Raw genomic sequence first — 16,382 nt, forward strand, 5'->3', positions numbered from 1 at the left:
GTTCCGGTATTTCTCCCCAGATAAATGAATTCATTTGTCGCCCGGTTCGCAGTTGAAGTGCCTTTTTTTCATACAAAAAAGCCCCAGTCAAACTGAGGCTTTTCTTTTAAACAATGTTTATAATCCTTATGCTTTCGGCATCACTACGGTGTCAATTCCGTGGATTACTCCATTCGAAGCATCCACATCAGCCATTACTACCGTTGACATTTTTCCATTCGCGTCTTTTAACATAACGTTTCCATCTTTCAAAGACAGGGTAATGTTTTCACCTGCTAAGGTAGTTACCTTATACGCATTGTTATTGTCATTGATTGCTTTGATCACTGCATCGGCTTTCCATTCACCTTCAACCACGTGATACTTCAACAGGTTCTGCAATTTCGCTTTGTTTTCAGGCTTCATTAAGTTATCCAGTGTATTCTTCGGAACTTTTGCGAACGCATCGTTGGTAGGTGCAAATACAGTATACTCGCCTTCTCCTTTAAAGGTTTCAGCAAGTTCTGCCGTTTGAAGTGCCGTCACTAGCGTTGAAAACTGATCACTTCCCATGGCTTTGGCAGCGATGGTGTTTTGCTCATATTCCATCTGCGCTTTCATTTCAGCTTCTTCTTCCGCTTTCTGTTGCTCCATCTCCATTTTCTCTTTCTCTAGACGAGCCTCTTCTTCTTTTTTCTTGGTGTCATTACAAGCAGTGAACAAAAAAGTTCCCACCGCTAAAGACATTATTAACATTCTGATTTTCATAATTATAGTTTAAGGTTTGAGGTTGTAAAGATACTGGCTAGTTTGCTAAGTTTGTATTAAAGCAACCTAAGATTACGTTAAATATTCTCGCTATTCTCGACACTATGATAACTACTACCTCTCAGTAACTTAAACGGTTAAAAAACGCCTTCCATAGAGAAAATTTGTATCTTTAAGTTTCAATTAAAAACAAGTACCATGGTAAAAGCCAAATATCAAAGCGTTCTGGATTTAGGCGAGAAATTGAAAATCCAAAACGGCGATGTAAAAGTAGAAGGAAATCAACTAAAGGTTTGGGGAACCGCCAATACCCAATACGACAAAAATCTCCTTTGGGACGAGATCAAGCGTGTAGGAGGTGAAAACCCTTCCGACATAACCGCAGACATTAAAGTGGCCGATACAACGGCGTATGCTTATCATACGGTTGAAAAAGGTGAGTCACTTAGTAAAATTTCAAAGCATTATTACGGCGACCCGATGAAATACAACGCTATTTTTGAAGCCAATCGCGACCAGCTGAAAAATCCGGATATGATTCATCCCGGACAAGAGTTGGTGATTCCCAACCCATAAATCTGACAGTCTTTAGTCACATCCCGCGCTATGCGGGATTTTTTATACTATGAGTTTTCTCGCGGAACTTTCTCCTTGGTTGCTTATCGGGCTCTTTGGTTTGGGCGTATGTGCCTTTACGCTATCAACCATTAGCGGGGGCGGCGGTGCCTTGATGCAAATACCGGTGCTCAATGTGCTGATCGGTACTTCAAATACGGCGCAGGTCATCAACCTGGGAACGTTTATCAGTCGGCCTACCCGTATCATTATCTTCTGGAAACATATTGTTTGGAAAGTCTTTTGGTACTATGTCCCTTCGGCCATGCTCGGCGCATTTGTTGCGGGTTGGCTTTTTTCTGAAGTGAAAGTATACTGGATACAAGTGATCGTGGGTGTTTTCTTGATTAGTACATTTTTTCAGTATCGCTTCGGAAAGAAAGAGCGTTCCTTCCACGTACAACCGTGGTATTTTATTCCTCTTGGCTTCTTTATTGCCTTCATCGGAACCTTTACAGGAGGTATGGGGCCGGTACTCAACCCGTTTATGTTGAATGCCGGTATCGACAAGGAAGCCTTGGTAGGTACGAAGTCGGCGCAATCCTTCTTTCTCGGTATCTCTCAGATTGGAAGCTATGCGTTTTTCGGACTGCTGAGTCCGAAGCTATGGACGCTGGGGATAGCGATGGGACTGGGTGCCATTCTCGGAAACCTCATTGGAAAATGGTTGCTAAAACGAATGAGCAAGCTCGCCTTTCGGAAATGGGTGATTGCCATCATGGTAATTAGTGGGGTCGTACTTTTGATAAAAGCCCTTCCCGAACTCTTCTAGTACATCAGTTTTTTGACTTCAGCCATATAACCTCTACTGACTCGCACTACGTCGCCATTGCTCATTTTAATGTCGTACGACTTCGCATATTTGTCTAATTGCGCAATCGCCTTCAAGTTGACCATATGAGAACGATGGACACGAATAAATAAGTTCGGGTTTAGTTTTTCCTCCAGTTGCGAAATCCCAAAGTTGCTTACGTACACCCCTTGTTCGGTATGGAGTTTAGAATAATCTCCATACGCTTCGATCCAAATGATATCAGTGGTGGCGATGGTAATAAATCGTTTATTATGTTCAACTAGGATGCGTTCGGGATAATTCGGGTTATCCATGATGACTCCGGCTGCAAGCGGACCCAACCCTGACTGATTTTCAGAAAAACTAACTTTCTCCACCGCTTTTTTAAAACGTTCTTTAGTATAGGGTTTCAATAGGTAGTCGATGGCGTGCACATCAAAAGCCTTTAACGCATATTGATCGTAGGCAGTAGAAAAGATGATCTTGGGAAGTTCTTCCAGGCGATGCAACACTTCAAATCCTGTAAGCCCCGGCATTTGCACATCAAGAAACACCAAATCGGGTTGAAATTTGTTAATCTGTGTGACGGCATCCACACCGTTGTTGACCTCGCCCAAAACAATCAGTTCTGGAAAATCAGCCAAATATTCGGAGATTAATTTTCGCGCTGCGGCTTCATCGTCGACGATCAATACTTTGTACATCCTAAATCGAGAATTGAATGATGAGTCCGCTAGGTTTGTTCTGAAGTATTTTCAAATTAGACGCGTACATTTTTTGCAATCGCAATCTCGTATTTGATAGTCCGACGCCCTTATCAAAAAGGGCTTGTGGATTTTCGGCTCCGATTCCTGTGTCGGATATCTCGAACTTTAGCGAATCCTTTTCCTTAAAAATAGTGATGTTGATGGTCCCCCCCTCGATCAACGATGCCAAACCGTGTTTTACAGAGTTTTCAACCAACGGTTGTAACAGCATCGGTGGAATTTTTTCCTGATAGATAGATTGTGGCACATCAATGTTGACGTGCAAACGATCGCCAAAACGCTCCTTTTCTAGCTCCAGATACTTGCGAACAAAATTGAGTTCTTCTTCGAGTGTGACTACTTCTTGTTGAGAAGCCTGTAACTGATAGCGAAACAAGTCAGACAGCTGGGCGATGAGGTGTCTTGTTTTTTCGTTTTCTGCAGGGACGGAAGCGTTGATGGTGTTAAACACATTATATAGAAAATGCGGATTAAGCTGTGCTTTAATGGCCGAAAGTTCACTTTTTAAGGCCGCCTGACGCAATTCACCTTCCAACCTGAGTTTACGTTGGTTTTCTAGAAAGTACCGATAGGCAAAAAAGCATCCAAACTGAATGTAGAAAAATAACAGCGGAATGTACCAATCCCATACTTCACCCGTACCGACAAGTCGGCCCTTCCCCAAATAATCCACAAAAGCGTAACGAACCTCGCGCGTAAGATAAATAATGAGAGGCGTTATGAGGATCACCACCAAAATCTGAACCGACTTTTCCTTCTTCCGGAGCAAATAAATGCCTAGAAACCAAATCAACAGCGATGAGAAGAAGAAGAAAACGTACTGCATTCCCGAGCGATACCAGAAGGCCTCAAGGTCTAGGAAACCAAAAATGTTCTCCTTAAATCCTTGTCCGTTGTACCAAAGCACCACATTATAGAGCGCAGAAAAGAGAAGGTAAAACCCTAAAACGGCCATCACTTCACTTGCCCTAATGGATTTTTTTGAAAGGACTGAGGTAGCATTCATGATTCTAAGGTATGAAATTAGTGATTATAAGGTTCAAAAACATACCAGGTGTCTTCTCGTTCAGGATCAACACTGAGTTTTAAAAGATAATCGGTACCGTAGATTAGGTAGCGGTTGGTCACTTTGAGTTCAGTACCATCTTGCCAGGCACGAACGGTACTGTTATCAAACCGGACGGTAATCCCATTACTGAAACCATAGAGGCGCACATTTTCATCTTGCATAACTTCTTTGAATGTAAGCGTAGGTTTGGCGGATTCTGATTCTGACGTGTTTTCCGGATAGGTAGTACGCGTCATTCGTTTGTTGTACGAAGCGGTGTTCCATCGGTCGGCAGGTAGCACAAAAACCGCTAAGGTGTCACCCTTTGCTTGAAGCACTTCTGGTGCATCTCTCCATGGAACTTCAATTTCCAGGGCTTGATTTCCGGTGACCTCAAAAGCTTCAACTCCCGACATTGCTGTCTTGGTTCCATCTTCTGAGATGACCCGCATGATCACGTTTTTAGGATAATTGCGTTCCACGCTTCCATTGCGCTGCACGATACTGAAATAATCTTGCGACCAGCTTAGTAACGGTGTGATACATAATAACGTAAACAATACAGTTTTCATAACATTTGATTTTATACTTCGAAACTACCGATTCGATAGACACCAAGCCAGTAGTTTCCGATGAACGGTCGTATGAACAGTTGAATCGCCCGGACCATTCGTCGGACTATAAGACCATTGATAGAAAGCGAATGGTTTTCTAAGGCTTTATGCGGTACCATTGCTAAAAATAATGATTATGAAAACCAATATCCTACTCTTTATAAGTCTTTGTCTCACCAGCGCGTTACTTCAAGCACAACAGATCACAGGAACCGTTGTGGATGAAAACAGCACCCCGTTACCTTTCGCAACCGTATTGCTTCAACAGGCGGCTGACGCTAGCTTAGTGAAGGCAACCACCAGCGGTGAAAACGGAAATTTCAGATTTCAGGAGGTACCGACCGGAACCTATCAAATTGCGATCACGAGTATTGGATTCACATCCTATACTTCCGAAGAAATTGTGGTAAACGACTCCAATATCAACCTACCGAAAAGCGTACTCACAACTGCTACAGAAGCCTTGGAGGAAGTAACCATTACTGCAGAAAAGCCCATGGTAGAAGTGTTAGCCGACAAAACCGTGTTCAACGTAGATAAGACTATCAATGCTGTGGGAAGTAATGGTTTTGAATTGCTTCGGAAGGCTCCAGGGGTGGTTGTAGATAATAATAATTCGATCATCGTAGAAGGTAAAACCGGGGTGCAGATCTATATCGACGGAAGGCCTTCGGTACTGCGAGGGGACGATCTTATCGCCTACTTAGAAACGCTTCAGGCGAGTGATATCGATGCTATTGAAATTATTACCCAGCCTTCTTCCAAATATGAAGCTGCCGGAAACGCCGGAATCATTAACATCAAACTCAAAAGAGATAAGAATTTAGGAACCAACGGAAGTATTTCCGCAGGATATACGCAAGGAAAATTCCCAAGAGTGAATAGCGGGATCTCCTTTAATAACCGCGGAAAAAAAACAAATCTCTACGGAACATATAGCAACCGCTTCGGAAACAGTTTTGGATTCATCAACTTAGACCGTCTGCAAAATGGTATTCGGTTTGACGCCAGAACTGAATCTAAATACGATCAGAACACGCACAATATAAAAACCGGTTTCGATTATTATCTCAATTCAAAAAACACCTTCGGAATAATTCTCACCGGAAATTTCAATAATAATATTGGCGAAAGTCGCAGTAGGACGCCCATCATTCCGCAGGGGAATGACATGCCACAAGAAATTTTACTCGCCGGAAGTTTTAGCGATAATGTCTCTACTAATTATAATGCCAATCTCAACTATAAATATGCAGATACGCTAGGGCACGAATTGAATATTGATCTCGATTACGGGGCCTATCGCAGCGATCGGGTTAATTACCAGCCTAATTTTTACGTAAATGCTACACAAACCGATACCTTACGGCAGTCGATAGTTCGACTCATTACTCCAATAGATATCGATATCCTCGCGGCTCAAATAGACTACGAGCAACCTCTACTAACCGGAACATTTAGCGCCGGAGGACGTATTTCTACGGTGGAAACACAGAATACCTTTAACCTCTTTGACGTACTAAACGGAAGTGATATTTTCAATGAGCAGCAAAGCAATACCTTCGCCTATACCGAAGAGATTAGAGCCCTCTATATTAATTTCAACAAACGCTGGAAAAGCTGGAATTTGCAATTTGGGTTACGGATGGAACAAACCATTTCAGAAGGGCTACTGGAAAGTACGCAAGCAAACGAGAACGAACTGGTAAAACGCGATTACACCAACTTTTTTCCAAGTGGCGGACTCACCTATTCCATCAACCAAAAAAATAGTCTGGCGCTCACGTACAGTCGGCGTATCCAACGCCCCAGTTATCAATCTTTAAATCCGTTTCAGTACAAGATCGATGAGTTGTCATTCCGACAAGGAAATCCGTTTCTACAACCGCAGTATACAGACAATATCCGGCTGGCGCATACCTACAATTATCGATTGACGACCGCGGTTAGCTATAGTTATATTGCTGATTTCTTTGCGCAGGTAACTGAAGCGCTCGACAACAATCAAAACTCGATCAGCACACGAAATGTCGCCAATCAAAAGATCTATAACCTCAGTGTGAGCTATCCTACGAAATTAGCTGATTGGTGGAATGTGTATGTGAGTGTAAACGCCTATCACAGCGCCTACGAGCCTACAAGTCCTGATTTTATCGCAGTGTCTCAAAACACCTTGAGTTTTTATGGACAAAATACCTTCTCGCTTCCTGCCGAATTTAAATTAGAAGTTTCCGGCTGGTACAGCTCTCCTTCTATCTGGGGAGGAACCTACCGTACCCAAAGCCTGGGCTCCTTAGATATTGCCGTTCAGAAGAAGTTTTTCGACGACAAGCTAACGGCTCGTCTGGCTGTGAGTGATGTATTATACACCATCCCCTGGCAAGGAACCACGCAATTTGGTGACCTCTTCATCCGCGGAAGTGGCGGAAGTGACAGTCGGCAGCTCCGCTTCAATCTCAGTTATAACTTCGGAAGCGAGACCGTAAAGAAAGCGCGTTCCCGTAAAACAGGAATCGAGGATGCCGAGCAAGACAGAATTGACAACTAAGCGATTACAGGTCGCTTATGTAGCCGCCGTAAACGTCTTTAAACTGAACGCCATCACTTAGGTCGTACTTGCTCAATCGGTTGTATTCTGAAAGCGCCCACAGAATCATTTCTTTGAAAAAATAGTGCGCGTCTGAAGGCAGATCGGGAACATATTCCTCAAGCAGATCATCCATAGGTTCGATGCGATCTAACTGAAGTTGATAGGCATCATCTTTTAAGTGGTCCTGTAACTCGAAACTACTTTGTTCGAAGAACCAGCCCACGACCTCGGCATAGGGGTCTTTATCGGAATCTTTCTGAAGCTTTGCCACCTTCGGAAAATAGCTTTCAAATTGAGTTTTTACAGCGTCGGCGATGAGTTGTTTCGCGACACCAATGGCACCTTCTTGTTCGCCTTCGTAGACCAATTCGACTTTCCCGGTGATGGCAGGTATAATTCCCATAAAATCACTTAGGCGCACGATGGTAGCGTCAGACCCATTCTGAAGGGCGCGACGTTCGGCGGTACTCAGTAGATTCTCGAAAGCGGTGATGCTTAACCGTGCACTCACCCCACTTTTGGCATCGATAAATTCACTTTTTCGGGCTTCAAAACTTATCTGCTCCAAAATATCCATGGCGATAGCCGGTACCTTTACCTTGTTTTTTTCGGAAGCCGCTTCGGAAGTCTCTTGTTGCGTAATAGTTTTGGCTGTTTGAATGTCTTCCGGATAGTGCGTAATGATCTGTGAACCTATTCGGTCTTTCAGTGGTGTCACAATACTTCCTCGGTTGGTGTAATCTTCAGGGTTGGCCGTAAACACAAATTGGATATCCAATGGAAGGCGGAGTTTAAAACCTCTTATCTGCACATCGCCCTCTTGTAAAATATTGAACAATGCCACTTGAATTCGAGCTTGTAGATCGGGAAGTTCATTAATTACGAAAATACAGCGATGGGCTCGTGGAATCATTCCGAAGTGAATCACCCGATCGTCGGCATAATTCAATTTTAGATTCGCTGCTTTAATAGGATCTACATCGCCTATCAGATCGGCCACGGTTACATCGGGGGTCGCCAATTTCTCTGCAAATCGCTCTTCGCGATGCAACCAGCTAATAGGAGTGTCATCTCCCAGTTCTTCGATCCGCTCTTTGGCGTAACGAGACAAGGGTTGCAACGGGTCATCGTTGATTTCACTTCCTTCGACAACGGGAATGTATTCATCCAACAAGCTCACCATTTGCCTGGCAAGACGTGTTTTTGCTTGTCCGCGTAAGCCTAACAGATTGATGTTATGTTTGGAAAGAATCGCACGTTCCAGTTCGGGAATAACGGTATAATCGTATCCGTGAATTCCTGAAAAGGTCGTTTCCTGCTTCATTAATTTCTGAAGCAAATTACGCCGCAATTCTTCTTTGATTGATTTTTGTGTATATCCGGCCGCTTTTAAGTCGCCTAGCGTTTTTATGCTTTTTGTGTTCATTTTCAATTTCATATTATAAACAAGCAAAAGATCCTAAGATCTGTCAGCTTTCTAGTCACTAATCTCTTTTGTTTTTTCTTCTTTCTCTATTCTCTTGTCTCCTGTCTCTTTTCTCAATACTCATTTCTCCTTACTCCTACATCCTGTATCCTACATCTTTCTCAATTCTCACTACTATAGTCCCAATCCTAAGCTAACGCAATCGTTTCTTCCTATTCGTCTCATAATCGGTAAAGATCATCTCGCCCAGACCTTTCAATCCGGTATAAAATGCCTTTCCTTGATTGGCGGCCGTAAAATGATCCACAAACTGCATTAGATATGGATCTTGCGCGATCATAAAGGTGGTTATCGGGATATGCATTTTGCGCGCCTGCCGGGCCATCATATAGCATTTCTTTACGATATGCGGATCAAGCCCCACACTGTTTTTATAATATTGTCCATCGGGCATGCGCAGGCAACTGGGTTTGCCATCGGTGATCATAAAGATCTGTTTGTTAGTATTGCGTTTGCGTCGCAGCATGTCCATCGCTAATTGTAATCCGGCGACCGTATTGGTGTGATACGGCCCCACATTGAGATACGGGAGGTCTTTAATTTTGATAGGCCAGGCATCGTTTCCGAAGACCAAAATATCTAGGGTGTCTTTAGGATATCGGGTCGTGATTAATTCGGAAAGGGCCATGGCCACTTTCTTGGCTGGGGTGATCCGATCTTCTCCGTAGAGAATCATGCTATGGCTGATATCGATCATCAGCACCGTACTCATTTGCGCTTTGTAGGTGGTTTCTTCTACCACCAGATCGTTTTCATTCAGTCTGAATTCACCAAGGCCGTTATTGATCTGCGCATTTTTCAAGCTTTCTGTCATCGAAATACGCTCTAAGGCATCTCCGAAACGATAGTTTCGGTATTCACCGGCTTGTTCATCACCACGACCGGTGTAGGGTGTTTTGTGATTTCCGCTTCCGCTGCGCTTCAGTTTTCCGAAGATCTGATCAAGCGCGCGCTTCCGAAGCGATCGCTCTAATTTCTCAGTTATTTTGGTGTTTCCTTCCCCACTTCCAGAGCCCTTCCCATCCGGTTTTAATTCTTCTCGAATATAGCCGCGCTTTTTTAGATCCTCCACAAAGTCATCCAGCGTGTAGTCGTCTGTCGTAAGCTGATATTCCTCATCCAATTGCTTCAACCAGTCCATCGCCTCATCGAAGTCACCTGAAGTATGAGTGATCAATTCCTGAAAAATTTCAAAAAGACGTTCAAAGGGAGTTTGCTCCTTTGGGGTATGTTTTGTGAATACAAATCCCGTGGGGCGCTTTTTCTTTTTCATAGCTTTAAAGATACTAACTATCCCTTGAAAACCCCAACTGTTAACATGCTGTTAAGAAATTAAGTCGGCTACATTTTAGTACCTTTAGCAACATATCAATCACAAGAACCATTTCGAATGAAAAAACTTCTATTCTTCACACTCGTTTTTCTAACTTCACAACTCTTCTCACAGCAATTAGATCTAGATCTCTTAAAGGATATGGAGCCTCGAAATATCGGTCCCGCCGGGATGTCGGGGCGCGTCACGGCTATTGATGTGGTTACCAACGATCCCGATATTATGTTCGTAGGAACGGCCTCAGGCGGACTCTGGCGTTCTACTAGCGGCGGCATTAAATGGGAGCCCGTTTTTGACGACCAACCTACCGCTTCTATTGGTGCCGTAGAAATCGACCCGAACAATCCTTCTGTGATTTGGGTGGGTACCGGAGAAGGAAACCCTAGAAATAGTTTAAATGGTGGGTTTGGTGTGTATCGCTCGCTGGATGGAGGTGATACCTGGCAATCGATGGGCCTACAAGAAACTCGACATATCCATCGCGTCATTGTAGATCCTAGAGATTCAAATACCGTATACGTAGGTGCCATAGGCTCTCCCTGGGGTGCACACCCCGAGCGTGGTGTTTTTAAAACCACGGATGGTGGAAAAACCTGGAATAAAATACTCTTCGTGAATGAGAGCACCGGGGTGGCCGACATGGTGATGGACCCCAGCAACCCGAATAAAATTATCGTGGCTATGTGGGAACACAAGCGTGAACCATGGTTTTTTAAATCCGGTGGTGAGGGAAGCGGACTCTATATTACGCACGATGGAGGGGAAACCTGGAAAGAACGCACCGAAAAAGATGGCCTCCCAAAAGGGGAGTTAGGTAGAATGGGAATCGCCATCGCCCCGGGAAAACCGAACGTGGTCTATGCCCTGGTAGAAGCAAAAAAGAACGCCTTATATAAAAGTACTGATGGTGGCGCCAATTGGACCATGATCAATAACAAGGAAGATATTGGTAACCGTCCGTTTTATTATTCTGAAATTTATGTGGATCCGCAGAATGAAAACCGTGTCTACTCAGTCTTCACCTATGTGAATGTTTCGGAAGACGGCGGAAAGAATTTTACGGAATTGATGCCTGCGTACGGCGTGGACAATGGCGTGCACCCCGACCACCATGCCTGGTGGATCCATCCGAAAGATGGTGATTTTATGATCGACGGAAATGATGGTGGAATGAATATTACGCGCGACGGCGGAAAGAGCTGGCGGTTTATTGGAAACCTTCCCGTTGCGCAATTCTATCACATTGCGGTTGATAACGAATTCCCGTACAATGTCTATGGCGGAATGCAGGACAACGGAAGCTGGCGCGGACCCGCCTATGTATGGAAGTCGCAAGGAATTAGAAACAGTTACTGGCAGGAGATCAGCTTTGGTGACGGTTTCGATGTGGTGCCCGACCGGGATGATAGTCGGTATGGCTGGAGTATGAGTCAGCAAGGCTACGTAAGCAGATACGATTGGCAAACCGGAAACAACTATATCGTTCGCCCTACGCACCCCGATCCCGAAATGCAATTGCGCTTCAACTGGAATAGCGCCATTAATATTGATCCGTTTGACAATAGTACCATATACTTCGGAAGCCAATTTGTCCATAAAAGTACCGACAAAGGACTTACCTGGACCGTGATTTCACCCGATTTGACTACGAACGACCCCGAAAAGCAAAAACAGAGCGAAAGTGGCGGACTCACCATGGATGCCACGGGAGCTGAAAACTACACCACGGTTCTCGTTATTGAACCTTCTCCTGTAGAGCAAAACATGATGTGGGTAGGTACCGACGACGGTCGCGTGCACTATACCCAAAATGGTGGAAATTCCTGGACCGAAGTAAGCAACAATATTAAAGGGCTTCCTAAAGGAAGTTGGATCGTTCAGATCAAGGCTTCCAACAAGCGCAAGGGAGAAGCATTGTTGGTAGCGAATGATTACCGTCGCTATAATTATGCTCCCTATGTGTTTAGAACCACCAACTACGGAAAAACCTGGAATCGCATCGTCGATGAAAACGATGTAATTAGTTATGCCCTGGCCGTAGTAGAAGATCCTGAAGAAGACAATTTATTATTTCTTGGCACCGATGACGGTTTGTACGTTTCTATCGACGCTGGGCAACAATGGACCAAATGGACGAAGGGCTTTCCTACTACCTCGGTGAAGGATCTGGTAATTCACCCGAGAGAACACGATTTAGTGATTGGTACCTTCGGAAGAGCGGCATGGGTGTTAGACGACATTCGCCCCTTACGCGCCATTGCCAAGGATGCTTCCGTTTTAGGTAAGAATATTATGGTTTTCGATCCTCCCACCGCCTATCAGGCGGCCTATCAGCAACCCACCGGAAGCAGGTTTGGAGGCGATGCGCTATTCAATGGTGACAATCGCGGATACGGTGCGCGAGTTTCCTACTATTTTCAGAAGGAGGAAACCTCAGCTACATCCGATTCCGAAGAAAATTCTGAAGAAAATGATTCCGAAGAAGAAATGAAAACGAAAGAGATGAGCAACGATTCGTTGTATATGAAAATCTATGATGGCAATCGATTAATTAGAACGCTTACGCGGAAAAAACCAGACAGTACCGGGCTTTACACCTGGACATGGTATATGGATGAAGCCGGAAGTGCACGTCCCTCACGCTCCTTACGCGAACGAAAAAGCGAACCGGGTGGCGTTTCGGTGAAACCGGGAACTTATAAGATCACGCTGCACAATGGAGACGAAGAAGCTACCACATCGATTAAGGTGGAAAGCGATCCGAGATTAGAAGTATCACAACAGGCGATTAATGAGGCCTACACCGCAGGAAAACAATTGGAAGACATGACGCAACGTGCCGCCGATGCCGTCAAACAATTGGTGGAAAGTAAAGAAGCTGCCGAGAAGCTCAGCAAGGAGATGAAGGAGAAGGATAAAGAAAAGTACAAGGATGCCATCGATGCGAGTAAGGAAATTGTCAAAAAAATCGACTCGGTTACCGCGATGTATTTAGGAAAAATCGATAAACGTCAAGGTATTGTGCGTAGCCCCGAACCGAATGTGACAACGCGCATACGCACGGCCAGTGGGTATATTGGAAGTCGGCCTAACGGAATGACCGCTACTGAAAATCGTTTGATTAGTCAGGCGCGAGAAGAATTAAACAGCGCCTTACGCGCCACCAATGCATTTTATGCAAACGACTGGCCTGAGTATACGTCAATGATCCAGGGGATAGAATTATCCCCCTTTAAGGAAACCAGGACCTTCACGATTCAAAATTAAAATATGACAATACGATCTATTCTAGTTCTTTGCATAATTCTATTTACTCTAGAGAGTATCGCTCAAGATGCGGCGGATGAAGAAACGGGAACTTGGTATATTCTAAGTAGTAATCACCGTGTTACCGATAAGCTCACTATTGATGCGCAAACGCAACTTCGGTTTTTTGAATTAGCATCAGAACTACAACAATTCAAAGTACGGGTGGGGGCTACCTATAACTTCAATAGCATTATTGGGGTTACGGGCGGTTATGGGTATTTCAGAAACGATTTCTCATACCTTTCAGACACCCCCGAAGCCTTCACAGAGCATCGTACCTATGAAGATGTTCATATTCGTAATGCCTTGGGAAAACTTAGACTGCTACATCGCTATCGACTCGAACAACGATACATTCAGGGACCTGGAGCTTCTGATTTTCAACAGTGGATGCGGTACCAGTTAAAATTAGTGTACCCCTTGAGCGAGCAGTGGTCTATTGATGTGTACGACGAAGTGTTTATCAATTTGGAAGAACCGTTCTTTGCGCAAAACTGGTTGGGTACTGGAGTGACGTATCGGTTCCTGGAACACCTAAAAGCACGCATTGGGTTTCAGAAGATCCATTTTGATGGACCCGATTTTGAACGAATTTTGATAGGAATTAACTGGACCACCGACTTCAGAAGGTCTAACGATAATGATTCATAGTCATGAACTTTCAAAAAGTTTCCTTTATCAATGCGGAAGGGCATAGCCTGGCTGGAAGGCTAGAGCTTCCAGCACATCGAGCTCCTCACAATTTTGCTGTTTTCGCCCATTGCTTTACGTGTACTAAGAATCTTTCGGCGGTCAAAAATATCAGTCGGGGGCTTACTGCGGAAGGGTTTGGCGTATTGCGATTTGACTTTACCGGTTTGGGAGAAAGTGAAGGCGATTTTGAAGACACTAATTTTTCTGGGAATGTAGACGATCTGCTCGCTGCAGCGACGTATCTGTCAAAAGAATATGAGGCTCCTACTCTATTAGTAGGGCATTCCCTAGGTGGCGCTGCCGTCTTGGTAGCGGCATCAAAACTCTCGTCGGTTCAGGCGGTAGCTACCATTGGCGCTCCCAGCACTCCCAAACACGTCAAACACTTGCTCAAAGATGAGTTACAACAAATCAAAGCACAAGGCTTGGCGGAAGTACAACTCAGCGGAAGAAGTTTTACCATCAAGCAACAATTTTTAGAGGATTTAGAAAGAGAGTCGTTACAAGAAATTGTGAGTGATTTGCGTAAAACAGCGCTTCTTGTAATGCATTCTCCTCAGGATACCTTAGTAGGGGTTCACAATGCCGAGGAACTTTATCTAGCAGCACATCACCCCAAAAGTTTCGTATCCTTAGATGGTGCAGACCACCTTCTCACCAATGTGGAAGACTCTACGTATACCGGATTGGTTATCGCGAAATGGGCTTCCCGATATGTTCCGTGGCCTGAAGAGAAGAAAATAAAGACAGCCCATCAGGTGGTGGCGAGCCTCGATAAGGAGGATGGTTTTACGACCCAGATGCGCCTGGGCGATCATTTTATTACCGCCGATGAGCCTACCGATATTGGCGGCAATAATTTTGGACCCACGCCGTATGAATTGCTGTCGGCATCCCTTTCGGCCTGTACGGCCATGACGCTTCAGATGTATGCAAAGCGGAAAGAATGGAATCTCGAACATGTGGAAGTGCACACTAGTTATGACAAGCGACACGCCGAAGATTGTGAAAATTGCACCAACGATTCCGCTAAAATTGACACCTTCGTGCGAGCGATCAAACTCACCGGCAACCTTTCCGAAAAGGAAGAAAAAAGATTGTTACAAATTGCTGATAAATGTCCGGTTCATAAAACGCTGCATAGTAGCACCCAAGTGATCACCAAACTCATTTCGTAATGCCATTGCGCTCAGATCCGTTTTTAGTGAGGCTGTCTGGATCGCATTCGGTACGCCTACCCGAAGATCTGTTGCGCCCATTTTTGGATGAAAACCATTCTCGCCTCAAAGCCGTTGCTATGTATAAAGGACGGTCGGTATCATTCCACACCGCCATAAAAAAGTATCAAGGTAGCTACGGGGCTACCTTCGGAAAGCGATTGCAGAAAGCAATAGCGTTAGAACCGGAAGCCGAGTTTCAATTACAGTTATTCGAGGACACCACGAAATATGGCGTGGATGTACCCCAAGAGTTTTCAGCCGTGATGGAAAGTGACCCGGAAGCCTTTGCTATTTTTGAGACTTTTACGGATGGAAAAAAACGTAGTCTCATCTATTTTGTCAAGCGATTCACCGTATCTCAAACGCGAATAGACAAATCGCTTCTCATTGCCGACCGATTGAAATTAGGCGTTCGAAATACCCGCGATCTGGTCGAGGCCCAACACTAATTGCTAAGATTATTGTAAAATTTTGTGATTGGAAGAGAATCGCCGTACCTTACCTATAATAACCATTCAAAAGAATAAAACAATGAAAAAACTGACACTACTGCTTATGGCAACGATGGTACTGGCTACCATGAGTTGTAATGATACCAAGAAAAAAGACACGGAAATGGATGCTGATACCACAGAAGAGACCATGACCGAAACCAACGATTCGATGGATCAAAAGATGAGCAATGATAAGAAGGAAGTTTCTTTCATGTTGGAGGCTAAGAGCGAAAGCAATGCTTCGGGTAAAGTAATGTTTCAGCAAGTGAACGGAAAAGTGACCATGGAAGCGTCACTTTCAGGGCTGGAGCCAGGAACGCACGCCATCCACATACATGAAAAAGCTGATTGTACCGCAGGTGATGGAACCTCAGCGGGAGGGCACTGGAATCCCACCTTTCAACCGCATGGTAAGTGGGGTGCTTCCGAAGGATACCACAAAGGAGATATTGGAAACTTTGAAGCAGATGACAATGGAAATGGTCGTATTACCATGACCACCGATCAATGGTGTATTGGGTGTGGTGATAGCAACCGAGACGTCTTAGGAAAATCGATTATCGTCCATCAAGGTGCCGATGATTTTACCTCACAACCTAGTGGTGCCGCAGGTGCCCGTGTGAGTTGTGGTGGTATCATTCAATAAAAGATAACACTTAATGAGTAGTAAGAA

14 protein-coding genes are annotated in these 16,382 nt (G+C 44.5%); 8 read left to right on the forward strand and 6 right to left on the reverse strand.

Annotated features, from left to right (window positions below; all coding sequences use genetic code 11):
* Window positions 1-126: 126 nt before the first annotated feature.
* Window positions 127-747 (reverse strand): fasciclin domain-containing protein, encoded by a 621-nt coding sequence (locus PO830_RS01630; protein WP_272851787.1) that lies wholly within the window; start codon window positions 745-747, stop codon window positions 127-129.
* 198 nt (window positions 748-945) lie between these two features.
* Here PO830_RS01630 and PO830_RS01635 point away from each other — a divergent pair, with 198 nt between their 5' ends.
* Both PO830_RS01635 and PO830_RS01640 read left to right on the forward strand, forming a co-directional pair.
* The gene (locus tag PO830_RS01635) at window positions 946-1,323 is read left to right on the forward strand and encodes a LysM peptidoglycan-binding domain-containing protein (protein ID WP_272851788.1); all 378 of its coding nucleotides are present in this window, start codon (window positions 946-948) and stop codon (window positions 1,321-1,323) included.
* 49 nt (window positions 1,324-1,372) lie between these two features.
* The gene (locus tag PO830_RS01640; protein ID WP_272851789.1) at window positions 1,373-2,134 is read left to right on the forward strand and encodes a sulfite exporter TauE/SafE family protein; all 762 of its coding nucleotides are present in this window, start codon (window positions 1,373-1,375) and stop codon (window positions 2,132-2,134) included.
* Here PO830_RS01640 and PO830_RS01645 read toward each other — a convergent pair.
* From PO830_RS01645 to PO830_RS01655, 3 genes are read right to left on the reverse strand one after another with little or no spacing between them, the layout of a single operon-like run.
* Complete coding sequence (locus PO830_RS01645) at window positions 2,131-2,859, reverse strand: LytR/AlgR family response regulator transcription factor (RefSeq protein WP_272851790.1); 729 nt, start codon at window positions 2,857-2,859, stop codon at window positions 2,131-2,133. The genes PO830_RS01640 and PO830_RS01645 overlap by 4 nt on opposite strands.
* Window position 2,860: 1 nt before the next feature.
* Window positions 2,861-3,928, reverse strand: a complete 1,068-nt coding sequence (locus PO830_RS01650; RefSeq protein WP_272851791.1) for a sensor histidine kinase — start codon at window positions 3,926-3,928, stop codon at window positions 2,861-2,863.
* Between the two features lie 17 nt (window positions 3,929-3,945).
* A complete protein-coding gene (locus tag PO830_RS01655) occupies window positions 3,946-4,542 on the reverse strand; it encodes a hypothetical protein (protein ID WP_272851792.1) in 597 nt (198 codons plus the stop codon).
* 178 nt (window positions 4,543-4,720) lie between these two features.
* Here PO830_RS01655 and PO830_RS01660 point away from each other — a divergent pair, with 178 nt between their 5' ends.
* Window positions 4,721-7,132, forward strand: coding sequence for a TonB-dependent receptor (locus PO830_RS01660; RefSeq protein ID WP_272851793.1), 2,412 nt, complete (start codon window positions 4,721-4,723; stop codon window positions 7,130-7,132).
* A 4-nt stretch (window positions 7,133-7,136) separates the two neighbouring features.
* Here PO830_RS01660 and PO830_RS01665 read toward each other — a convergent pair whose 3' ends face one another.
* Window positions 7,137-8,600 carry a magnesium chelatase gene (locus tag PO830_RS01665; protein WP_272851794.1) on the reverse strand — a complete coding sequence of 488 codons (1,464 nt, stop codon included), beginning with the start codon at window positions 8,598-8,600 and terminating at the stop codon, window positions 7,137-7,139.
* Window positions 8,601-8,793: 193 nt separating this feature from the next.
* Window positions 8,794-9,933, reverse strand: a complete 1,140-nt coding sequence (locus PO830_RS01670) for a vWA domain-containing protein (RefSeq protein WP_272851795.1) — start codon at window positions 9,931-9,933, stop codon at window positions 8,794-8,796.
* Between the two features lie 117 nt (window positions 9,934-10,050).
* Between PO830_RS01670 and PO830_RS01675 the strand changes: the two genes are divergently transcribed.
* The 5 genes from PO830_RS01675 to PO830_RS01695 all read left to right on the forward strand — a co-directional run bounded on the left by PO830_RS01675 (window position 10,051) and on the right by PO830_RS01695 (window position 16,355).
* The gene (locus PO830_RS01675; protein ID WP_272851796.1) at window positions 10,051-13,260 is read left to right on the forward strand and encodes a WD40/YVTN/BNR-like repeat-containing protein; all 3,210 of its coding nucleotides are present in this window, start codon (window positions 10,051-10,053) and stop codon (window positions 13,258-13,260) included.
* A 3-nt stretch (window positions 13,261-13,263) separates the two neighbouring features.
* Window positions 13,264-13,953 carry a DUF2490 domain-containing protein gene (locus PO830_RS01680; protein WP_272851797.1) on the forward strand — a complete coding sequence of 230 codons (690 nt, stop codon included), beginning with the start codon at window positions 13,264-13,266 and terminating at the stop codon, window positions 13,951-13,953.
* A gap of 2 nt (window positions 13,954-13,955) precedes the next feature.
* Entirely contained in the window at window positions 13,956-15,173 is a 1,218-nt protein-coding gene (locus PO830_RS01685) for a bifunctional alpha/beta hydrolase/OsmC family protein (protein ID WP_272851798.1), read from the forward strand.
* A complete protein-coding gene (locus PO830_RS01690; RefSeq protein ID WP_272851799.1) occupies window positions 15,173-15,664 on the forward strand; it encodes a YdeI/OmpD-associated family protein in 492 nt (163 codons plus the stop codon). Before PO830_RS01685 ends, PO830_RS01690 begins: the two co-directional genes overlap by 1 nt.
* Window positions 15,665-15,746: 82 nt before the next feature.
* Window positions 15,747-16,355 (forward strand): superoxide dismutase family protein, encoded by a 609-nt coding sequence (locus tag PO830_RS01695; protein ID WP_272851800.1) that lies wholly within the window; start codon window positions 15,747-15,749, stop codon window positions 16,353-16,355.
* Window positions 16,356-16,382 lie beyond the last annotated feature (27 nt).

This window comes from Altibacter sp. HG106 (assembly GCF_028561755.1).
Classification (GTDB): domain Bacteria; phylum Bacteroidota; class Bacteroidia; order Flavobacteriales; family Flavobacteriaceae; genus DFVG01.